This is a genomic window from Streptomyces sp. NBC_00663, assembly GCF_036226885.1.
Lineage (GTDB): Bacteria > Actinomycetota > Actinomycetes > Streptomycetales > Streptomycetaceae > Streptomyces.
The window spans coordinates 5,334,517-5,355,189 of sequence record NZ_CP109027.1; the positions used below are offsets into that span (position 1 = coordinate 5,334,517).

The 20,673-nt window shown below is 72.8% G+C and carries 21 protein-coding genes; 10 read left to right on the forward strand and 11 right to left on the reverse strand.

All coding sequences use genetic code 11. From position 1 onward, the window contains the following. The first annotated feature begins 26 nt into the window (after positions 1 to 26). Together OG866_RS24305 and OG866_RS24310 are read left to right on the forward strand one after the other, a co-directional pair. On the forward strand, positions 27 to 887 hold the full coding sequence (locus OG866_RS24305) for a metallophosphoesterase family protein (RefSeq protein WP_329337758.1): 861 nt from the start codon (positions 27 to 29) through the stop codon (positions 885 to 887). A gap of 75 nt (positions 888 to 962) precedes the next feature. Continuing rightward, positions 963 to 2,444 (forward strand): MFS transporter, encoded by a 1,482-nt coding sequence (locus OG866_RS24310; protein ID WP_329337759.1) that lies wholly within the window; start codon positions 963 to 965, stop codon positions 2,442 to 2,444. Positions 2,445 to 2,501: 57 nt separating this feature from the next. Here OG866_RS24310 and OG866_RS24315 read toward each other — a convergent pair whose 3' ends face one another. The 5 genes from OG866_RS24315 to OG866_RS24335 form a co-directional block, all read right to left on the reverse strand. Beyond that, positions 2,502 to 3,068 (reverse strand): hypothetical protein, encoded by a 567-nt coding sequence (locus tag OG866_RS24315; protein WP_329337760.1) that lies wholly within the window; start codon positions 3,066 to 3,068, stop codon positions 2,502 to 2,504. 169 nt (positions 3,069 to 3,237) lie between these two features. Then, entirely contained in the window at positions 3,238 to 3,444 is a 207-nt protein-coding gene (locus OG866_RS24320; protein ID WP_329337761.1) for a hypothetical protein, read from the reverse strand. Then, positions 3,441 to 4,790: a PTS transporter subunit EIIC gene (locus OG866_RS24325; protein ID WP_329337763.1), complete on the reverse strand. Its 1,350-nt coding sequence runs from the start codon at positions 4,788 to 4,790 to the stop codon at positions 3,441 to 3,443. The genes OG866_RS24320 and OG866_RS24325 overlap by 4 nt, the downstream gene beginning before the upstream one ends. Before the next feature lie 17 nt (positions 4,791 to 4,807). Further along, the gene (murQ, locus tag OG866_RS24330; protein ID WP_329337765.1) at positions 4,808 to 5,743 is read right to left on the reverse strand and encodes an N-acetylmuramic acid 6-phosphate etherase; all 936 of its coding nucleotides are present in this window, start codon (positions 5,741 to 5,743) and stop codon (positions 4,808 to 4,810) included. Positions 5,744 to 5,854: 111 nt separating this feature from the next. Beyond that, entirely contained in the window at positions 5,855 to 6,775 is a 921-nt protein-coding gene (locus OG866_RS24335) for a MurR/RpiR family transcriptional regulator (protein WP_329337767.1), read from the reverse strand. Between the two features lie 55 nt (positions 6,776 to 6,830). Here OG866_RS24335 and OG866_RS24340 point away from each other — a divergent pair, with 55 nt between their 5' ends. Next, positions 6,831 to 7,226 (forward strand): hypothetical protein, encoded by a 396-nt coding sequence (locus OG866_RS24340; RefSeq protein ID WP_329337769.1) that lies wholly within the window; start codon positions 6,831 to 6,833, stop codon positions 7,224 to 7,226. After that, the gene (locus OG866_RS24345; protein ID WP_329337771.1) at positions 7,223 to 7,492 is read left to right on the forward strand and encodes a DUF4031 domain-containing protein; all 270 of its coding nucleotides are present in this window, start codon (positions 7,223 to 7,225) and stop codon (positions 7,490 to 7,492) included. Before OG866_RS24340 ends, OG866_RS24345 begins: the two co-directional genes overlap by 4 nt. On the opposite strand, the gene OG866_RS24350 is transcribed toward OG866_RS24345, so the two are convergent. Beyond that, the gene (locus OG866_RS24350) at positions 7,489 to 8,631 is read right to left on the reverse strand and encodes a GNAT family N-acetyltransferase (protein ID WP_329337773.1); all 1,143 of its coding nucleotides are present in this window, start codon (positions 8,629 to 8,631) and stop codon (positions 7,489 to 7,491) included. The two genes, OG866_RS24345 and OG866_RS24350, sit on opposite strands and share 4 nt — an antisense overlap. Positions 8,632 to 8,746: 115 nt before the next feature. After that, positions 8,747 to 9,385 carry an HD domain-containing protein gene (locus OG866_RS24355; protein ID WP_329337774.1) on the reverse strand — a complete coding sequence of 213 codons (639 nt, stop codon included), beginning with the start codon at positions 9,383 to 9,385 and terminating at the stop codon, positions 8,747 to 8,749. Between the two features lie 38 nt (positions 9,386 to 9,423). Here OG866_RS24355 and OG866_RS24360 point away from each other — a divergent pair, with 38 nt between their 5' ends. After that, positions 9,424 to 10,092: a maleylpyruvate isomerase family mycothiol-dependent enzyme gene (locus OG866_RS24360; protein WP_329337776.1), complete on the forward strand. Its 669-nt coding sequence runs from the start codon at positions 9,424 to 9,426 to the stop codon at positions 10,090 to 10,092. A gap of 111 nt (positions 10,093 to 10,203) precedes the next feature. After that, positions 10,204 to 10,896, forward strand: a complete 693-nt coding sequence (locus OG866_RS24365) for a copper homeostasis protein CutC (protein ID WP_329337778.1) — start codon at positions 10,204 to 10,206, stop codon at positions 10,894 to 10,896. Positions 10,897 to 11,039: 143 nt separating this feature from the next. Here the strand turns inward: OG866_RS24365 and OG866_RS24370 are convergent, their stop codons facing one another. After that, positions 11,040 to 13,082 carry a HelD family protein gene (locus tag OG866_RS24370; protein ID WP_443063557.1) on the reverse strand — a complete coding sequence of 681 codons (2,043 nt, stop codon included), beginning with the start codon at positions 13,080 to 13,082 and terminating at the stop codon, positions 11,040 to 11,042. 272 nt (positions 13,083 to 13,354) lie between these two features. On the opposite strand from OG866_RS24370, the gene OG866_RS24375 reads away from it, so the two are divergent. Further along, on the forward strand, positions 13,355 to 13,540 hold the full coding sequence (locus tag OG866_RS24375; RefSeq protein ID WP_329337780.1) for a hypothetical protein: 186 nt from the start codon (positions 13,355 to 13,357) through the stop codon (positions 13,538 to 13,540). Positions 13,541 to 13,602: 62 nt separating this feature from the next. Here the strand turns inward: OG866_RS24375 and OG866_RS24380 are convergent, their stop codons facing one another. Beyond that, positions 13,603 to 15,246: a DNA repair helicase XPB gene (locus tag OG866_RS24380; protein WP_329337781.1), complete on the reverse strand. Its 1,644-nt coding sequence runs from the start codon at positions 15,244 to 15,246 to the stop codon at positions 13,603 to 13,605. Positions 15,247 to 15,394: 148 nt separating this feature from the next. Here OG866_RS24380 and OG866_RS24385 point away from each other — a divergent pair, with 148 nt between their 5' ends. Then, positions 15,395 to 15,934 (forward strand): hypothetical protein, encoded by a 540-nt coding sequence (locus tag OG866_RS24385; RefSeq protein WP_329337783.1) that lies wholly within the window; start codon positions 15,395 to 15,397, stop codon positions 15,932 to 15,934. Between the two features lie 8 nt (positions 15,935 to 15,942). Here OG866_RS24385 and OG866_RS24390 read toward each other — a convergent pair whose 3' ends face one another. Further along, positions 15,943 to 18,600 (reverse strand): helicase C-terminal domain-containing protein, encoded by a 2,658-nt coding sequence (locus OG866_RS24390; protein WP_329337784.1) that lies wholly within the window; start codon positions 18,598 to 18,600, stop codon positions 15,943 to 15,945. Positions 18,601 to 18,753: 153 nt separating this feature from the next. Here OG866_RS24390 and OG866_RS24395 point away from each other — a divergent pair, with 153 nt between their 5' ends. Continuing rightward, positions 18,754 to 19,749 carry a hypothetical protein gene (locus OG866_RS24395; RefSeq protein ID WP_329337786.1) on the forward strand — a complete coding sequence of 332 codons (996 nt, stop codon included), beginning with the start codon at positions 18,754 to 18,756 and terminating at the stop codon, positions 19,747 to 19,749. 38 nt (positions 19,750 to 19,787) lie between these two features. Then, positions 19,788 to 20,423, forward strand: a complete 636-nt coding sequence (locus OG866_RS24400; protein WP_329337788.1) for an HAD family hydrolase — start codon at positions 19,788 to 19,790, stop codon at positions 20,421 to 20,423. Here the strand turns inward: OG866_RS24400 and OG866_RS24405 are convergent. Continuing rightward, positions 20,402 to 20,650: a hypothetical protein gene (locus tag OG866_RS24405; protein WP_329337790.1), complete on the reverse strand. Its 249-nt coding sequence runs from the start codon at positions 20,648 to 20,650 to the stop codon at positions 20,402 to 20,404. The genes OG866_RS24400 and OG866_RS24405 overlap by 22 nt on opposite strands. Positions 20,651 to 20,673: the final 23 nt, after the last annotated feature.

The following is a 20,673-nucleotide window of genomic DNA, read 5'->3' on the forward strand; positions in this document are numbered from 1 at the left end:
CCCAACTCCTGTGTAGTGTCCGGGAGATGAGGATTCTCCAGCTCTCGGACACGCACCTGGAGCGCGTTGACGCCGTCAACCGGCACGGTGTCAACGCGCATGACTCCCTGCGGCTCCTGCTGCACGAACTCCGGTATCTGCGGGGCATCGACGCCGTCGTCGTCACCGGCGACCTCGCCGATGACGGGTCCCCGGAGGCGTACACGGCCGTACACGCGCTGGTGGGCGGGTTCGCGCGGGACGTGCTGGGCGGGGTGCCGGTGTTCTATACGACCGGGAACCACGACGAGCGCGAGGCCTTCGGCAAGGTGCTCGGCAGTGGGCACGCGGAGCCCGAGGCCGTTCTGGAGTCGGCGGCGGCGGAGCGGGCCGCGGTGAGCACCGTCGGCGGGTGGCGGTTCGTCACGCTCGACTCGCTGGTGCCCGGGAAGGTGCACGGGCACCTCTCCGCCGGGCAGCTCGCCTGGCTGCGCGAGGTGGTGAGCACCCCGGCCGAGCACGGCACCGTCCTCGCGTTCCATCATCCGCCCATCGCCCTCGACAACCCCCTCCAGCAGGTCTTCGGGCTGCGCAACCCCGCCGACCTCGCCGCCGTGCTGCGCGGCAGCGACGTCCGGGCCGTGCTCACCGGGCACTTCCATCTCCAGCTCTTCGGGCTGCTGGAGTCGGTGCCGGTGTGGGTGACGCCCGGCGTGGTCAGCCGCATCGACCTGACGGCGGCGCCGGGAACCGAGCGTGCCGTGCGCGGGGCCTCGGCCTCGCTCGTCGTGCTCGGCGGTTCCTCCGGGCCGGTCTTCCACACCCTCCACGCGCGTGACCCCCACGCGCACGAGACCGTCTACGAACTGGGGGAGGAACGGGTAAGGGATCTCGTCGCACGGGCATGACCTGCGCCACTTGGGTAAGTCAAGCAACTGACTTAAGGTTGCCTCGGTCAAGTACTAGCCGATGGAGGCCCACCCATGTCCGACGCCCTCGCCCCTCCCGCCCCGGCGGGAGGTTCCGCACCGCCGCGGTCGAACGCCGTGGTGGCGGTGCTGGCCTTCGCCGGAATCGTGGTCTCGCTGATGCAGACCCTGGTGATCCCGATCGTCCCGGAGCTGCCCAAACTCCTGGACGCGCCGGCCTCCGACACCGCCTGGGCCGTCACCGCCACCCTGCTCGCCGCCGCCGTGGCCACCCCGGTCGTCGGCCGCCTCGGTGACATGTTCGGCAAGCGCCGCATGCTGCTGATCAGCGGCGTCATGCTGATCATCGGCTCGGTCGTCTGCGCCCTGGCCGACTCCCTCGTGCCGATGATCATCGGCCGCGCCCTCCAGGGCCTCGCCTCCGGTGTCATCCCGCTCGGCATCAGCATCATGCGCGACGAACTGCCCGCCGAGCGGCTGGCCTCCGCCACCGCCCTGATGAGCGCCTCCCTCGGCATCGGCGGCGCCCTCGGACTGCCCGCCGCCGCGCTCATCGCCGACAACTTCAGCTGGCACGTGCTGTTCTGGACCTCGGCCGTGCTGGGCGCCGTGGCCATCGGCCTGGTCACCGTCTTCGTGCCCGAGTCCCGGGTGCGCACCGGCGGCCGGTTCGACCTCGTCGGTGCCGTGGGCATGGCGGCCGGGCTCATCTGTCTGCTGCTGGCCATCTCCAAGGGCGCCGACTGGGGCTGGGGCAGCGGCACGACCGTCGGGCTGTTCGTCGCGGCCGTCGTGATCCTGGTGGCCTGGGGCTTCTTCGAACTGCGCACCAGCCAGCCGCTGGTGGACCTGCGCACCACCGCCCGCCGTCAGGTGCTGGTCACCAACCTCGCCTCGATCGCCGTCGGCTTCGCCATGTTCGCGATGAGCCTGGTGATCCCGCAGCTTCTCCAGCTCCCCGCCCAGACCGGCTACGGCCTCGGCAAGTCCATGCTCGCCGCCGGTCTGGTCATGGCCCCCTCCGGCCTGGTCATGATGGCCACGGCGCCGATCTCCGCCGCCGTCTCCAAGGCCCGCGGCCCGAAGGTCACGCTGATGATCGGCGCCCTGATCGTGGCCGCCGGGTACGGCCTGAACATCGTCCTGATGAGCGAGGTCTGGCACTTCGTCCTCGTCTCCTGTGTCATCGGCGCCGGCATCGGCTTCACCTACGGCTCGATGCCCGCGCTCATCATGGGCGCGGTGCCCGCGTCGGAGACGGCCGCGGCGAACAGCCTCAACACCCTGATGCGGTCCATCGGCACCTCGTCGGCCAGCGCCATCGCGGGCGTCATCCTGGCCCAGCTGACCACGGACTTCGGCGGCTACGCGCTGCCCTCCGAGAGCGGCTTCAAGGCGGTCCTCGCGGTCGGCGCCGGGGCGGCCCTGCTCGCCTTCGCGGTGGCGTCCTTCATCCCGCGCCAGCGGGTGGCGGGGGACGCGGTGCCGGTGGCGGAGGGGCCGGTGGAGCCGGCCGAGGTCGCCGCCAAGCCGTAGGCGCCGTACGGCAGTCGGGGCCCGTCGCTCATCCGCGGCGGGCCTCTTCCGTGCTGCCTAGAGGTTCCCCAGTGGCTCGATGTCGACCTTCACCGGTGTGCCCCACACCCGCAGCACCTCGTAGTCGGTGAACTCGTGGACCAGCCGGTACGCCATCGCCGCGCGCGGCCCCCTGCGCGCCGCCGCGAGATAGAGCTCGGCCTCGCGGCGGTCGCGGCGCGGGGTGCCGCACAGCTGCCACTCCTGGCCGGTCCACAGCTCGGGCAGCCAGCGCTGCTGCGGCTGGGGCCGGTCGTCGCGGACGCCGTAGCGGGAGGGCGCGGTGGCCGCGGGGCCGGTCTGGGCGGGGCCGTTGATGGAGGCGCGGCGGGCGGCCCGGCGCCGGGTCTCGCACAGCAGGCACAGGTCGGGGGCGTTCTCGTCGACCGGGCCGTTGGGATGCTCGGCGCACCGGGTGCTCGGCGCGGCGGTGGTGACGCTCTCGTCCAGCAGCTCCAGGGCGCGCTTGAGGTCGGCCTTGACCTCGTGGAGCTTGGCGTCGGGGGTGTCGGAGGAGAGGGCCTCGCCGTGCTCGCCGAGAAGACGCAGGGCTCGGCCCAGGGCGGTGAGCTGGGCGTGGTTCATGGGTGAAACCGTACACATCCGGATGAGGCGGTGAGACGCTCCGCCCGGCTCACCGACCTCGGGGACGACGTCGACACGTCGTACTCGTCCGGTGGATCGCGGCGGGTCACCGGCCCAGGTGAGAAACCGCCGATGCCCCGGCGGCGGCCGGGGCATCGGTCAACGGGGGTCAGCCCTGGGGGCAGGCGTGTGTCGGTGCGGAGGCGAGGTCGCCGAGCACGGGCGCGACGGTGTGCTCCGCGGTGCACATCACCGGGGCGGCCGACCCCCAGTGGTTCCCGGAGGCTCCGGAGGCAGGGTCGTGATCGGCGTGCGCGGGGGCGGCGAGGGCGACGGCGGAGGTGGCCAGCGCGGCGGCCATGAGCATCTTCTTCATGATCGGGAAACGACCGGACGGCCACCTGGGTCACATCGGGCCGCGTCCTTGAGCCCGAACACGTACGTCGCCCCGAACCCGACCGCATAGGCCGTCAGCAGCCCGCCCCCGTAGATCCCGGCGAGGACCGGCCACCCCGCGCCGCCCGCGAGCAGCGGGAACAGCGCCCATCCCGACGGCCCGATGGCCGTCGCCCCCACTCCCTGCCCGAGCATCGCGAACAGCCCGACGAAGGCGCCGCCCGCCGCCCCGCCCACGCAGGCCGTGAGGAAAGGGCGCCCCAAGGGCAGGGACACCCCGTAGATCAGCGGCTCGCCCACGCCCAACAACCCTGCCGGAAGCGCCGACTTGATCGTCGTACGCAGGCCGGTGTCGTGCCGCAGCCGCACATACACCGCGACCGCCGCCCCCACCTGCCCCGCACCCGCCATGGCCAGCAGAGGCAGGAGCGGGGTGGAGCCCTGTTGCTCGATGAGGGTGGCGTGGAGGGGGATCAGGGCCTGGTGGAGGCCCAGCATCACCAGGGGGAGGAAGAGGCCGCCGAGGACCGCGCCCGCGAAGACACCCGTCGTCGACAGCAGCCAGTTCGCCGCGGTGCCGATCGCCGACGAGACCGTACCGGCGGCGTACATGAGGACGTACAGGGTCGCGAGGCCGGAGACGAGGACGGTGACCGTCGGCGTCACCAGGACGTCCAGCGCCGCCGGCACCCGCCCCCGGCACCACTTCTCGACGTACGTCCCCAGCAGCGCCGCCGCCAGCGCGCCCAGCACTCCGCCCTGCCCCGGGGCCAGCGTCACGCCGAAGGCCGTCACCTTCGCCACCCCCGGGTAGACGACGACGGCCGCGACCGCCGCGCCCAGGATGGGTGTGCCGCCGAACTCCTTCGCGGTGTTGTACCCGACGAAGACCGCGATGAGGGACATGAAGGCGGACGCGATCGCGGCCAGGGCGGGGGTGAGCGAGGGCAGCCAACCGGCGTTCACCAGCAGCCCGTTGACGCCCGCGAGGATGCCGCAGCCGATCAGCGCGGGGATGAGCGGCAGGAAGACGTTCGCCACCCGGCGCAGGACCGTCCTCACCGACGAGGGTTCCCGCCGTACCAGCAGCGCCTCGAAGTCCGCCGTCACCCGCGCCACGGCCCCCGGCCCCAGCACCACCTGGTACGTGTCGTCCTCCACCACCCCCAGCACCCCCGGCAGCGCCCGCACCGCCTCCCCGTCCACCAGCGAGCGGTCGGCCAGGTCCAGCCGCAGTCGGGTCATGCAGTGGGCGACGGACGTGACGTTCGAGGGGCCGCCCACGAGGGGGAGCAGGGCGGCGGCGAGTTCATCGGAATGGGGCACGCCCCCGAGCGTGCTGCTCAGCCGCCCGCCGCCGCCAGCGCGGCACGCAGATGCCCGCCGGACTCCTCCAGAAGGCGGGTGGCCGCCGGTCCGTCGACCCCGGCGAGGATGACCAGGATGGCGTTCTTCACCTCACCGTCCGTCTCCGCCAGGGCCCGCTCGATCTCCTCGTCCGCCGCGCCCGTGGCGAGGGCGACGATACGGCGGGAGCGCGCCCGGAGCTTCTCGTTCGAGGCGCGCACGTCGACCATGAGGTTCCCGTACGTCTTGCCCAGCCGGATCATCGTGATCGTCGACAGCATGTTCAGGACCAGCTTCTGCGCGGTGCCCGCCTTCAGCCGGGTGGACCCGGTGACCAGCTCAGGGCCCACGACGACCTCGATGCCGTGCTCCGCGGCGGCGGCCAGCGCGCTGCGCGCGTTGCAGGACAGCCCGATCGTCAACGCGCCCTGTGCGCGGGCGTGTTCGACGGCACCGATGGCATACGGGGTACGGCCGGAGGCGGAGACGCCGACCACCGTGTCCAGCGGCGTCAGCTTCAGCGCGTCCAGGTCGGCTCGCGCCAGCTCCTTGGAGTCCTCGGCGCCCTCGACCGAGGTGACCATGGCCTCCCGTCCGCCCGCGATCAGACCGACGACCTGCGCGGGGTCGGTGTTGAAGGTCGGCGGACACTCGGAGGCGTCCAGGACACCCAGGCGCCCCGCGGTACCGGCACCGGCGTAGACCAGCCGGCCGCCCTGGGCCATCCGGGCGGCGACGGCGTCGATGGCGGCACCGATCTCGGGCAGGCGTTGCGCCACGGCGGCGGGCACGGTGACGTCCTCACCGTTCATGAGACGGGCGATGTCGAGGGTGGGCAGCTGATCGATGTCGGCCAGGTCGGGGCGGAAGGCCTCGGTGGTGAGCGCTTCCAACTCGGCGCGCAGATCACGGTGATTGGAGGTGGAGGTCATGGGGGGCGGCTCTTTCAAGTAACGGTGTGGAGTCCTACCTCAGGGGCGCGGGGAACTGCGCGACCAGCCACCACAAACCCGCAGCCGCCAACGCAACACCCACCCCTACGATCACGATCTCCCGCGATGCCGGTGTGCCAACGCCTCGTACGACGAAGCAAGCGCAGGCGCCGCGGTCTCGTAAGTCCTCTGCGCCACCCCCACGAACAGACAGTCCACGACCAACAGCTGACTGGTCCGAGAAGACATCGCCGCCGGCCGCAGCTCGCTCTCCCGGGACGTCGACGTCGTCAGCACATGGTCCGCGTACTGCGTCACCGAACTGTCCGGCCGCCCGGTGATGGCAACCGTCGTCGCCCCGCGTTCGAACGCGACCCGCAGTGGCTCGATGACATCCCCCGTCGCCCCGGAGTGGGTGATCGCGATGGCGACGTCCCCCGCCCTCAGCTGCACCGCGTTGGTGACGGCGAGGTGCGGATCGCTGTGCGCGTGGGCTATCAGCCCGATCCGCAGCAGCTTCTGCGTGAGGTCCTGGGCGACCAGCCCGGACGCCCCGACGCCGTACACGTCGATACGACGCGCGGTCGCGGCGGCGGCGACGGCCGCGGCCAGCTGCACGGTGTCCAGACCGGCGGCCGTGTCGGCCAGCGTCTGCTGCTCGTCGTACGCCAGTTTCGCGACGACGTCGGCGATGGGGTCGTCCACCGCGATGTCCGTCGTGATCGCCGGCGCCCGCCCCGACTGCTGCTGGGCGGCGAGGCCCGCGAGGGCGAGGCGCAGGTCACGGTAGCCGGGGTAGCCGAGGATGCGGGCGGTGCGCACGACCGTCGCCTCGCTCGTGCCCGTCAGCTCCGCGAGGCCGGTGACCGTCAGGGCCGCGCAGCCCGCCGGGTCACCGGCGACGGCCTCGGCGACCCGTTGCATGGAGCGCGTCATGGAAGGGCTGAGGGTGCGCACCTTCGCGGCGAGGGCGGCGGGGGCGGGCGGTGCGCCCGAGGCGCTGCCGAAAATTTCCTTCACGTCCTGCGTCACAAGTGAAAGATATTTTCGGCTCGGTGTCGGGGTCAAGAGTACGCACAATGGGTGCATGGATCCCTCCGGCCTCCCCGTAAGCCCCTTGGAGCAGGCGTTGCACGCGGCACGCGCCCTCGTGCTCGCCGATCTGGTCGCGGGAGAGGTCGCCGACGCGGACGTCGTCTCGCTCGTCGAGGAGTCCGTGGTGCAGCGGCGCTGGTGGGTGGAGCAGTGGCCGGCCGGCGCGGAGTTCGTGGCCGGGCTGGTCGCGCAGGACGTACAGGACGCGCTTCTGGAGCGGTACGGCCGCTGGCCGCTGTGCCCGGTGTGCGAGGCCGGTGATCCGCACGCCCTGGAGGTCGAGCCGGAGCTGGGGCCCGATCCGCACTGGGTGTGCCACAAGGCGGGGGTGAAGGTGGCCTCGGTGGGCTCACTGGGCCCGGCGACCGGCGGGACCCCCTCCGCGTGACCGTCTACATAGACCCGCCCGCCTGGCCGGGGCACGGCCGGATGTGGTCCCACCTGGTGAGCGACGTGTCGTACGACGAACTCCACGCGTTCGCCGACGGCCTGGGCGTCCCGCGCCGGGCCTTCGAACGCGACCACTACGACATCCCCTCGCACCGCTACGCGGACGTGGTCGCGGCCGGAGCGGTGGAGGTCAGCAGCCGCGAGGTGGTGCGGCTGCTGACGGAGTCGGGGCTGCGGAGGCCGAAGGGCCGCCGGATCGGCTAGGACAGGCCCTGGTCCCGCCTGCGCAGGTACAGCCGAAGCTCGGCGTCCTGCTCGTCCCGCTCGTGCGGCGCGTGCTGGTCGTGCGTGTGCACCTCCCGCTGCTCCTCGACGGTCGCCCGGACGTACCCGGCGCGGGTGACCACGGCCTGCGAGGCGAGGTTCGTCTCCTCGATCGTCGCCATGAGCAGCCGTACGCCGTCCCGGGCCAGCGCCCACTCGCTCAGCGCGCGCAGCGCCTCCGTGGCGTAGCCCTGGCCGCGGGCCGACTCCGCGAGGTCGTAGCCGACCTCCGCGCGGCCGTCCTCGTCCGGGACGCCATGGAATCCCATGCCGCCGACGGCCCGGCCGTCCTCCCGTCGTACGAGGACGAAGACGCCCCACTCCGGGCGGTGCACGCCCGCCTCGTACGCCTTGACCAGCATCCCGGCGGCTTCGCGGGTGCCGTCGTAGGGGCCGTCGGCGACCCACTCGTAGCCGCCGTCGCCGCCCAGGCGCAGGTCGGCGGCGGCCGCGGGGGTCAGGCCCTCCAGGGTGAGCCGGTCGGTGGGGAGGACGAGGTTGTTGTACCAGTCCCACTCGGTGACCGGGGTACGGCCGGACAGCTCGCCGCGGCCGGTGGCCCACAGCAGGGTGGGCCAGTGCTCGGGTCCTGGCTGGATGTGCGGGAACATGCGGGTGAGCACGAACTCGGCGAGCTCGGCCGGGGGTTCGTAGACCAGGCCGAGGCCTTCGGCGATGTCGTGGGTGTGCAGCAGCACCTCCCCGACGGCGAGCGCGGCGAAGCCCTCGGGGTTCGCGGAGTAGTAGGGCCGCGGATGGTAGGCGCGGGTCCTGGGCGGCGTCACCCGGACCGTCGCGGCGAGCAACACGCCGCCGCCCTCGATGAGTTGAAGAACGCGCGCGTTGTCCGTGCGGTCGTCGACCACGATGTCGAAGGGCCGGTAGGTGTCCTGCACCCGCCCGGCCAGCCGCCCCGCGTACACGATCAGATCCTGCGCGATGTGCTGGGCGGTCTCCCGGCAGCTCCACTCGCACCGCCCGGCCCGCACCCCGTCCCAGTCCCGCTCGACCGCGCCCCGCAGCACCGCCACGGCCCCCGCGACGGCCTCTTCCACCCGTTCCGCACCCCTGTTTCCCATGAGGGCAGGCTAGGGCCTGCCCGGCGGATGCCGCAGACGCGGGGTCACCCGCACCATATGAAGCACCGTGGCTTTCCTGCGACCTGATCCGCCGGACAGGCCCCGGCCGGTGCGCTCAGGGCGACAACATTTCCAGCTCACCGGCGAGGTTGTAGCGCGCGGTCGCCTCCCACTCGGCGGCCCCGTGAGGTGTGCGGTACAGCCGGGGCAGCTCGAGGAGCTGTCGCAGGATCGCCGAACGTCCTTCCCTGAAGGCCTCGTTGGGCACGAAGTGGTATTCCTCCCGCACGGCGGCCGTGTAGGCGGCGTAGGCGGAGGGCGGCGCGGCCAGGATCGCGAGATCGGCGTCGCACAGCACCTGCCCGTCGCGGTCGTCGTCGGCGGGGTCGTGGGTGACGGTGAGCCGCACGAGCCGCGCGACCTCCGCGGTCCTGCCCTCCGGCACCCCGGCCTCGGCAAGGGCCCGCTCGGCGATCCGCGCCGACCGCTCCTCGTTCTCCGACCGCTCGGGCAGATACACGGCGTCATGGAACCAGGCCGCCAGCCGTACGACGTCCGGGTCGTCCGCGTACTTCTCCAGTACGTCGACATGGTCGAGGACCGCGGTGAGGTGAGCGAGCGTGTGATACCGCCGCTGCGGCTCCTGCCAGCGGGCGAGGAGGTCATCGGCGTAGGGGGCGGGATCGGGGCCCTCGCCGCGGACCCCTGCCAGCGCGTGGGAGAAACGGACACGGAGGGCATCGAGATCGACCATGTACCGATTGTCGCGCGGGGCCCCTAGCGTGTGGGGGCATGACGACGACTGATGACGTACGCGATCCCGAGCTGCCCGGCCTCCTCCTCGCCACCGAGCGCGACGCGCTGATCCCGCTGCTCCGGTCCCGCCCGGACGCCGATTTCGCAACTCTGACGGCCGGATGTCCCCGCTGGACGGTCCGGGACGTGGTGGCGCACTGTTCGTCCGCGCTGACGCGGGTGGTGGAGAGCCGTTACGAGAAGGGGGTCTTCTCGCCGGAGGCGAACGACCGGGACATCGCCGAGCGCGCCGAGTGGACCAACGCGCAGGTCGTGGACGAGCTGGAGCGCGGGATGACCGAGGCCGGGCCGGTGATCGCCAAGGCGGGTGGGGCGCTGGACCTGGCCGCGCTGGGTGAGTGGGTGCACGGCGGGGACGTACGGGACGCGCTCGGGGAACCGGGCGCGTACGCGGGCCCCGGCCTGCCGCACGCGCTCACCCTGCTGGCCCGCATCACCCGCGAGAAGGGCTGCCTGCCGCTCCACGCCGACCTGGACGACGTCGACGAGCCGCTCACGCTGGGCGCGGTGTCGGGCGAGCGGACGCCGGCCCGCTACATCGGGGACGCCGCCACGCTCGTACGGCTCTGCTCGGGGCGCCCGGTGGCGGGGCGGACGTTCGAGCTGGCGGGGGCGGAGGCGGCGGAGCTGAACATCTTCTGGTGACCGACGGCGATCTTGTCGCAGGCGCGGCGGCTGCGGGCGTACCCTGGGATTGGACTAGACCTCTAGTGCCGTCCTGTCCTGTCTGTCGCCTACGCCTACGAACGGGGTCCCATGAGCAAGCGTGCAGTCCTCGAGGTCATCGCCCTCGACGCCGAGGACGCGATCGCGGCGCAGGCCGGAGGCGCGGACCGGCTGGAGCTGGTGACCGACATGGCGGCCGACGGTCTGACCCCGTCCGTGGCGACCTTCACCGCGATCCGGGCCGCCGTCGACATCGACCTGCGCGTGATGCTCCGCCTCACGGACGGCTTCGCGGCGGGCGATGTGGACCGGCTGGTCCGCACCGCCGGTGAGCTGCGCGCGGCCGGCGCGGACCAGTTCGTGCTCGGCTTCCTCGACGCGGAGGGCGGCGTGGATCTGGCAGCGGTGGAGCGGGTGGTGGCCGAACTGGACGGCTCCCCCTGGACCTTCCACCGCGCCCTCGATCACACCGCCGACCGGGACGCCTTGCGCAAACAGCTGGCGGACCTGCCGGGGCTGGACACCTACCTCACGGCGGGCGCCGCGACGGGTGTGGAGGACGGGCTCCCCACGCTGCTCACCGAGGCGGCGAGGGCAGGGGAGCCGGGGTACGAGCAGCGGATCCTGGTGGGCGGCGGCCTGGAACTGACCCACGTGCCCCAACTGCTGGCGGCGCGGATCGACGCCTTCCACATCGGCGGAGCGGCAAGGCCGAAGGGCTGGAGCCACCCGGTGTCGGCAAAGGCGGTGGAGGAGTGGCGCCGCGTATTGAACGCCGGATGAGTCGATGCCGTCTTTGGGGCGCGGGGAACTGCGCGACAAGCCACGACTCACCCGCACCCGGCGACGCACACCCCCGCCGCCGCCATGCCCAGATAGATGGCGCTGCTGTTGAGGGAAACCCCCCTGCTGAAATCCCTGCCTGACTAGGCGAGTTGCTGTGGCAGCGGAGCCGCGTGGGTGACGATCAGGCCCGACACCGCTCGGGTGAGGGAGACGTACAGGCGGCGCAGGCCCGTCCGCTCGTCCGGCTCGCCGTCGACGACCGCCTGGGGCTCGTCGAGGACCACGTAGTCGTACTCCAGGCCCTTCGCGAGCGAGGCGGGGACGAGGGTCAGCCGGGTCTCCTCGGTCGTCTCCTCGCCGGGGGCGAGACAGCCGATGCCGGCCGCGTCGAGGGCCTCCGACAGTGCCGGGACGCGGGCGTCCGCCGCGATCAGCCCCGTCGAACCCTCGTTGCGCAGCAACTCCTCGCACGCGGCGATGACATCGGCCGTGTCGGTGGTCTCGCGCAGATCGAAGAAGCCGGGGTTCTCACGGACCGACGCGACCGGGGTGAGGCCCGGCGCGATGTGCGGGAGCAGCCGGGAGGCGTAGGTGATGACGTCCGTCGGGACGCGGAAACCGGCCGTCAGCTCCTCGATCACCCCGTCGGACTTGCCGAGGTGGGCGAGCGCCTCGTCCCAACTTCTCGTCGCCCAGGGCGTGGTGCCCTGCGCGAGGTCGCCGAGGACGGTCGCCGAGCCGGTGGTGCAGCGGCGGCCGACCGCCCGGTACTGCATGGGGGAGAGGTCCTGCGCCTCGTCCAGCACCACATGCCCGAGCGAGTGCGTGCGCTCGACCACGTCCGTCGCCTCGTCGATCAACACGGCATCGGAAGCGGACCACTTGGCGGACTTCACCGACCGCACGGGCTTCGCCCAGAGGATCGTCTTCTGCTCGTCCTCGTCGAGGATCCCGTCCGCGTGGGCGGCGAGGAAGTCCGCGTCCGTCAGCAGTCGCAGCACCAGCTTCGCCGGATCGACGGGCGGCCAGATCTCCTTCACGGCCGCCTTCACCGCCGTGTTGCGGGCCACCGCGTCCTGCACCCGGTCGTCCGGCGCCTCGCCCGCGCGCTCCATCTGCACCAGCACGGCGTGCGCGATGCGCTGCGGAAGGGCGGCACGGGCGGCGCCGTAGCGGATGTCGCGGTCGAGCAACTCGCGGACGATCTCCTCGAGTTCGTACGCCGGAACCCGCCACCGGCGCGATCCGCGCACCACCACGACCGGCTCGGTCGGCAGCACGACATGCGAGTAGACGGCCCGCCGGACGACCTGTGCCATCCGGGCGTCGCCCTTGATGACCGCGGCGCTCGCCTCGTCCGTCCCCCGCACCTCGATGCCCTTCGCCACCAGGTCGTCGACCGTGGCCTGCTGCACGCTCAACTCGCCCAGCGCCGGCAGCACCTGCTCGATGTAGTGCAGGAAGGACCGGTTCGGCCCGATGACGAGGGTGCCGGTGCGGGCGAGCCGGTCGCGATGGGCGTACAGCAGATACGCGACCCGGTGCAGACCCACGGCGGTCTTCCCGGTCCCCGGCCCTCCCTGCACACACACGGTCCCGCCCAGACCCGACCGCACGATCTCGTCCTGCTCGGGCTGGATGGTGGCGACGATGTCCCGCATCGGCCCGACACGCGGACGCTCGATCTCCTGCTGGAGGAGCTTGCTGGTGGTGGCCGCCTCGGCCGGGTCGGAGAGGTGCTCGTCCTCGTACGCCGTGATGTCGCCGCGCGTGTACCCGAAGCGGCGGCGCAGGCCGACGTCCATCGGGTCCTTCTTGGACGCCCGGTAGAACGGCTGCGACACCGGCGCACGCCAGTCGATGACCATCGGGTCGCCGTCGTGGTCGTGGACGTGGCGCCGCCCGATGTAGAAGCGCTCCCCGTCGGCGCCCTCCGCCTGCTCGGCGCCTGGGGCGTGCAGATAGTCGAGGCGGCCGAAGAACAGGGGGGTGTCGCTGAGGTCGGCCAGCGCCTTGATGCGCTCGTTGATCTGGCGTTCCAGGATCTGGGCGTTGACCCAGTTCGCGGTGACGTCCTTGATGTCGAGGGACTCGGCGTCCTCCCGCATGGCGCGCAGGGCGGCGCGGGACGCGGCGAGATGGCCGCGCTCGCGGCCGAGGGGGTCGTCGGCGGGCGTGGACAAGGGGGTGCCTCCGAAGGTGCTGCGGGCTGAGGTGCTGCGACATGCCGACCGGTTTCCGTCCGGTCGGCGGCACTCCGCGGGGGAGGCGGGCAAGAGCGGAGATTGTAGGTGAGGTGAGTGAGGGGCCGCCAATGGTTTTCGCGGGCCGGGCCCCTGATCGATTTCCGCGGGGCCCCTAGGGGACGGGGCCGCGCACCCCGTACTCAGGTATCACGGCAAGTCGGGACCTTGGGCCGATGCGCTCTTTATGCCTCGAAAGCCACCATGGAGACATGAGTGCAGCGACCATCACCCCAGCCCCCGGTCGCCCGTCAGGAGCGACCCCCCTCACCGACACCCACCCCACCCACCGCCTCGGCGACCTCCTCCGGGCGATACGCGTCTTCACCGGCGCCGCCTTCGAGGTGGTCATCCTCGGCGAGTACGGCGAGGAGGCCGGCGTCCGCCGCAAGCGCTAGGCCCCCAGCTCCCAGCCGCCCCCAACCCTCAGCCCCCAGCCGTCCTCAGCCCCCAGCCGACCTCAGTCCTCCGCCAGCAGTTCATCGGCGTCCATGATCCGGTAGGCGTACCCCTGCTCCGCCAGGAACCGCTGCCGGTGCGCGGCGAAGTCCTGGTCGATCGTGTCGCGGGCGACCACGGAGTAGAAGTGGGCCTGGTGCCCGTCCGCCTTGGGCCGCAGCACCCGCCCCAGCCGCTGCGCCTCCTCCTGCCGGGACCCGAAGGTGCCCGACACCTGGATGGCGACCGTGGCCTCCGGCAGGTCGATGGAGAAGTTCGCCACCTTCGAGACGACGAGGACGCTGATCTCGCCCTCCCGGAAGGCGTCGAAGAGCTTCTCGCGCTGCGCGTTGGGTGTCTCACCCTTGATGACCGGCGCCCCGAGGTGCTCCCCGAGCTCGTCGAGCTGGTCGATGTACTGCCCGATGACCAGGATCTGCTGCCCGGCGAAGCGCCGCACGATCGCCTCGGTCACCTTCCGCTTCGTCGCGGTCGTGGCACAGAAGCGGTACTTCTCCTCCTGCTCGGCCGTGGCGTACGCGAGCCGCTCGGAGTCGGTCAGGTTGACCCGGACCTCGACACAGTCGGCGGGCGCGATGTAGCCCTGTGCCTCGATCTCCTTCCAGGGCGCGTCGAACCGCTTGGGGCCGATGAGCGAGAAGACGTCCGACTCCCGCCCGTCCTCCCGGACGAGGGTCGCGGTCAGCCCCAGCCGCCGCCGGGCCTGGAGGTCGGCGGTGAACTTGAACACGGGGGCGGGCAGCAGATGCACCTCGTCGTAGACGATCAGCCCCCAGTCCCGCGAGTCGAACAGCTCCAGGTGCGGATAGACACCCTTACGCCTGGTCGTCAGCACCTGGTAGGTGGCGATGGTGACGGGCCGGATCTCCTTCCGCGTCCCGCTGTACTCGCCGATCTCCTCCTCGGTCAGCGAGGTCCGCTTCACCAGCTCGTGCTTCCACTGCCGGGCGGAGACGGTGTTGGTGACGAGGATGAGGGTGGTCGACTTGGCCTGCGCCATGGATCCGGCCCCGACCAGGGTCTTCCCGGCACCACAGGGCAGCACCACGACCCCGGAGCCACCGTGCCAGAAGTTCTCCACGGCCTGCTTCTGGTACGGGCGCAGCGCCCAGCCGTCCTCGGCCAGCTCGATCGGATGCGCCTCGCCGTCCACGTACCCGGCGAGGTCCTCGGCCGGCCAGCCCAGCTTCAGCAGCGTCTGCTTGATCTGTCCGCGCTCGGAGGGGTGCACGGCGACGGTGTCCGGGTCGATCCGGGCCCCGACCAGCGGCGCGACCTTCTTCGACCGCAGGATCTCCTCCAGCACCGGCCGGTCGGTGGTCGTCAGCACCAGCCCGTGCGTCGGGTGCTTGGAGAGCGTCAGCCGTCCGTACCGGTCCATGGTCTCGGCGACGTCCACGAGCAGCGCGTGCGGCACCGGATACCGGCTGTACTGCACGAGCGCGTCGACGACCTGCTCGGCGTCATGCCCGGCCGCGCGGGCGTTCCACAGGCCCAGCGGTGTCACCCGGTAGGTGTGGATGTGCTCCGGTGCCCGCTCCAGCTCCGCGAACGGCGCGATGGACCGACGGCACTCGTCGGCCTGCTCGTGGTCGACTTCCAGGAGCAGAGTTTTGTCCGACTGGACGATCAGCGGTCCGTTCACGTACGCACTTCCTTCCGCACGGGCCAAACCTCCAGTGTGCCGTATGCGGCGGGAAGGGGGTTCTCAGAAGACCACCGTCCTGTGCAACCCCTGACCGGCCTTGTCTGTCTAGTCGGGCGGGGACCGGCGGAGTGAGGAGCACGCGGTGATGTCGGTGGGCAGGTGGGGGTTCGGAATCGGGGCCACGGCGGTACTGGTGGCCACCGGGGCGTGGGTGATGTGGCCGCAGGGCGTCGACCCCGACCTGTGGCACGAGATACGGCCCGCGATAGAGGCACATCTGGAGGCCGAGTCGCACGGCACCGGGTACGGCGAGACCGTCCCGGAGCTCGACGCCCGCTGGTTCTGCCACGCGGAGGCGCTGGAGCTCGACGAGCGCGACGGGGTCGTCCGGGCGGGCGTCGACACGCTCTGCATGGAGTACGGCGTCCAGGCACACGCCCTCGTCGAGTGCTCCGGCGCCCATGTCCCGCAGGTGCTGCGCCTGGAGCGGGAGGCGTCCGGCGGCTACCGGATCGTGTCCCAGGAGGAGCCGCCCGACGGGGCGGAGTACGCGGAGTGGACCCACGCCCACTTCGGTCACTTCACCCGCGCCGAACTCGACGACACCCTCTCGGCCACGCCCCTGGAGGCCGCCGCCCGCACCCACTTCGGCCTGGCCGCGGACGCCCCGGTGAGTGACTGCTAGGTCCTGCCTCAGGGGCCCGGCCGGCCTTGTTCGTCGGCCAGCTCCGCCACCCCGGTGATCCGGTGCAGTGGATACGTCCTTACCTCGTCCGCCGTGTGGTCGTACGCGGTGACGAAGCCGCCCTCGACCCGGACCGGGGCGATGACGCGCTGGCTGGCGGCGCCCTCGGCGTTGACGTATCCGATCCACAGGGCCTCGCCGGTGAGGACGGCTGCCTGCATGGTGGCGAGGGTCTCGGCGGAGCTGGTGCGGGGGAGGCCGCCCGTCGGGCTCGCCGAGGGTGTCTCCTTGCGCGGGGTCGTGGAAGCCAGGTCACCGGCGCGGATCGCGCGGATCGCCGCCGCCAGCAGCGTGGTGTCCGGCACCGGCGGGCCGTCCGGGACCGGCTCGGGTGCCGTGCGCGGCGGGGTGCGGTGGGCGTGCGCGCGGGCGATGAGGACATCGCCCTCGGCGGACTCGGCGGCGGGCGCGAAGCCCATCGAGCGCAGCCCGTCCAGGAGGGCGGCCGGGTCGGCCTGCGAGGCCAGCACGGTCGGGGCCAGGCGGCGCAGGCCCAGCCCCGCCGCCCGCTTGTCGGCGAGGATCTCGTTGAGCACGGCGTCGTCGTCGCACCGCACGTACGCGGAGGCCGCGCCGACCCGCAGATGCCCGTGCCTACGGGCCACGTCGTCGATCAGATAGGCCAGCGGCTGCGGCACCGGCGTACGGGAGTGCGCGGCGAGGAAGGCGTGCAGGTCGGAGGCGGACCGCCCGGCGTCCAGCGCCCGCCGCACCGAGCCCGGCGTGAACCGGTACACGGTCGCGCCACCCTTCGACTCCACGTCCGCCAGCACCCCCAGCGTGTCCGCGAGCGGCCGTCGCAGCGGCCCGGGCGCCACCGCCGTCAGGTCGGCCTGGAGCAGCACGTGGTCGAGCGGCTCGGGCAGCAGCGGCGCGAGCAGCCGCCCGGCGGCCGCGGCGGCGACGGCCTGCTCGGCGGCGGAGAGGGGTTCGGGGTGGGGTGCCGGTACGGGGTGATGGTGCGCGGGGTGGTGGTGCACGGGGAGCTTGTCGCCGGGGCCGGCCGGCTCGTGTTCGGCGGCCCTGGCGGGGGCGGCGGCCCCCAGCAACGCCCGCCCGTGCGCCGACAGCGCCCCGCGCCCGGTGACACCGAGCATCTCGGCCTCGCTGAGCGCCCACTGGGCGAGACGGGAGCGGAGGTCGTCGCCGGGAGAGCCGGGACCGCCGGGAGAGCCGGGGGAGCCAGGGACGCCGGGAGAGCCGGGGACATCGTGGCCCCCGCTCGGCCCCTGCGCCCCTTGAGCCCCCTGCGCCCCCCGCAACGGCCGTTCCCACCGCAGCCGCGCCAGCACCGATTCCGCCGCCGGTGCCGCCCCCTCCGGGAGCCCCGCCAGCAGCGTCAGCACCCGGTGGCGTACCTCCGACGCGGCGCTGCGGTCGAGGCCCGGACCGAGTGCCGACAGGGCCCGTTCCTTCGCGTCCCGGCCGCCGACCAGCCCGGCCGTGCGGGTCGCCGCCAGCCATGCCTCCGCGAGCCGCGCCCACCGTTCGGCGGCGGGCTGTTCCAGCCACTCGTCGTACGCCGGGGTCGCCGCGTACCGCTCGTCGGCCTCCCCGTCGGAGGCCAGCAGCCCGGCGGCGTAGGCCAGTTCGACCCAGAACGCGGCGATGGGCTCGGGCACGTCGAGGGCGACCGCGGTCCGCTTCAGGTCCCGCACGCTCAGCCCGCCGGCCCGCAGCACCGTCGGCCCGCCCTCGTCCCAGTCCTTCAGCAGCTCCTCGACTGTCGCCAGCGCCGTGTACGCCTGTCCGGCCGCCGTCGCGTCCACAACCTGTGGACGGTAGGTCGCCACCGGTTCCACGACCGGCGGCACCGGCTCGGTCACCCGGTGCGCGAGCCCGCCCCGCAGATGCAGCGCGACCTCACGCGGCAGGACGACCGTCCCCGGCGACGTCGGCAGCAGCAGCCCGAGGTCGAGGAGCCGCCGCAGCCGGGGCGCCGGATCCGCGGTGACCTGCCCGTACGGCGGCCCCCACACCAGCCGCCGCAGCACGTCGAGGGACTCCTCCGGCAGCCCGCCGAGCAGCTTCGTCATCCGCTTGCGGTCGGTGAACAGCCCGGCCAGGGCGGCCACGGCCGACACGGAGTCGTGCGTGGACGGCAGCCCGGCCGCCGCCACGAGCTCCTGGATCCGCCCCGGCGACATCCCCGCCGACGCCTCCTGCACGGTCGGCCCGAGCCCCGTCGGCGACGGATGCTGCGGCGAGGGCGCGAGCAGTTCCCGCGCGGTGCGCACCAGCCGCAGCCGCTCGTCCTCGCCCCACACCAGCGCCTGCTCGCGCAGCGTGCCCAGCGCCCGGGGCAGCGCGGCGGCGACGGTGGGGTCCCCGGCGTCCCCGGCCATCAGCCCGAGCAGTTCCTCGTACGACGCCGGGTCCTGGGCCACCGCGAGCGCCTCCGCCGTCTGAAGCGCGAACCGGTCCAGGCGTTCGAGGGCGCGCACGACCGAGGCGCGCGTCCCGGCGCGGGTGGCGAGCTGGGTGAGGTCGGTGGGGACGGGGGTGATGAGATCGGGGCGGGCCCGCAGCAGCAGGGCCAGGGAGGCGTCGTCCCTGGCCCGGAGGGCTTCGGCGAGGGAGCGGGGCGGGGTGGCCGGGGTGCTCATCCGACCCACGGTAGCGGGTGGGTACGACGGTGAGGTGCGGCCCAGCGGCTCGCGACCCGCCCCGGCGGCACGACCGTACGCGGCCACGTCGGCCGCCCCGCGCGCGATACGGTCACCACGGGGCATCAACCCGCCGCCCCCCGGAGGGACTTCGTGGGAATCGAGAGCGATCAGGTCGTCTACGAGTATCTGAGCCGCGTCGGCGACGTCGCGCAGCAGCGGCAGTTGCCGTCCGGCACTCGCATGCGCCTCGTCTCCGAGCTGCGCAACGAGATCGACCGGCGCCGCGCCAAGGCCCCCGTGGACAGTCCCGCGGCCGTGCGCCGCATCATCGACCGTCTCGGCAGCCCCGACGATGTCGTCACCGCGGCCGGCGCCACCCCGCAGAGCACGTCGGTGCCCGCGCCCACCCCCACCGCCGTACCCGTGCAGCGCGACCGGGAGGTGGCGGAGCCGCGCCCCAAGGGCCTGCGCCGCATCATCCCCAAGCCCCGCCCCGCCGAGACCTCGAAGACGCCGGACGAGGTCCCCGCCCCACCGCACCTCGCCTCCGCGGCCGACCTCGGGGACAGCGAGCTGCGGCCCGACTGGTGGCGGCTGGACGACACTCCGTTCGGCGCCGGGGAGAGCGTCCCGGGTTTCGTCGGCGGTGTGGAGATCCCCGAGCTGCTCAAGCCTCCGCCGCCGAAGCAGGACCCGAAGCCGCTGGTCGAGAAGGCCGGGGAGCCCGAGGAAGAGGAACTGGAGGAGGCCGCCGGGGAGATCGCGGCCCCACGCCGCCGCCTCTCGTCCCTCTTCAGGGCCCCCCAGGGCAAGTGGACCAACCCCCTGCTCCTGCTCGCCGCCGCTCTCCTGGTCGCGGGCGCGGCGATCGGCAACCTCGTCGTGCTCCTCCTCGGCTGGCTGATCGCCTACGCCTCACGGCGGCTGACCGACCGGGAGACGAAGTGGGCGGTGATGTATCTGCCCGGCCTGGCGCTCACCGCCGGGATCGTGTGGCTGTGGGGCAGGACCGAGGGCCGCTGGGGCGACCCCATCGCCGAGGGCCGGATGAACGCCGCGGTCGCCGACACCTGGCCGTGGGTGGTGCGGGGCGCGGCGGTGGCGTCGGCGCTGTTCCTGGTGTGGCGGTCCCAGCGACGGAAATAGCGGGAAGCCCATTGCCGCGCCCGGGCACAATGGCCCATATGGCCTCTACACCCTTCTCCGCCGCCCCGACCGTCGGCTTCGACCTCGACATGACCCTCATCGACTCCCGCCCCGGCATCCGCGCCTGCTATGTGGCGCTCGCCGAGCGGACGGGGACGTACATCGACGCCGACCTGGCGGTGACGCGGCTCGGGCCGCCGCTGGCGGAGGAGATGGCCCACTGGTTTCCCGCGGAGCAGGTCCCGGCCGTCGCCGATCTCTACCGCGAGCTCTATCCGACGTATGCCATCACCGGCACCCTCGCGATGCCGGGTGCCCGGGAGGCGATAGCGGCCGTGCAGGCGGCGGGCGGCCGGGCCGTCGTCGTGACCGCCAAGTGGGAGCCCAACGCCAAGTTGCACATGGAGCACCTGGGCATGGCGCCCGACGCGGTCATCGGCAACCTGTGGGCCGAGCAGAAGGCGGTGGCCCTGCGTGAGCACGGGGCGAGCGTGTACGTCGGCGACCACGTCGGTGACGTGCGCGGTGCCCGCGCCGCCGGGGCGCTGTCGGTGGCGGTGCCGACGGGCCCGTGCGGCGCGGTGGAGCTGACCGGGGCCGGTGCGGACGTCGTGCTCGACGACCTCACCCGGTTCCCCGACTGGCTCGCCGGCTACCTTCCGGCGCGCGCCTGACGCCGCCCCGCGGCGACCGACTGAAGCACTCCGGCCCCGGCCATCAGGAAGCCGACGCCCATCAGCATGCTCAGTCCGAACATGTACGTCGGAAAGGGCGTCGTACCGAGCAGGAACGGGGCCACGGTGACCAGAGTGGCCACGGCGCCGATGAAGAACACGACGGCACCGGCACGGATCAGTCGGTCACCGGGCACGGCGGAATTCGTTTGGGTTTTGTCACGCACCGGACCAGGGTAGTTCCCTGCCC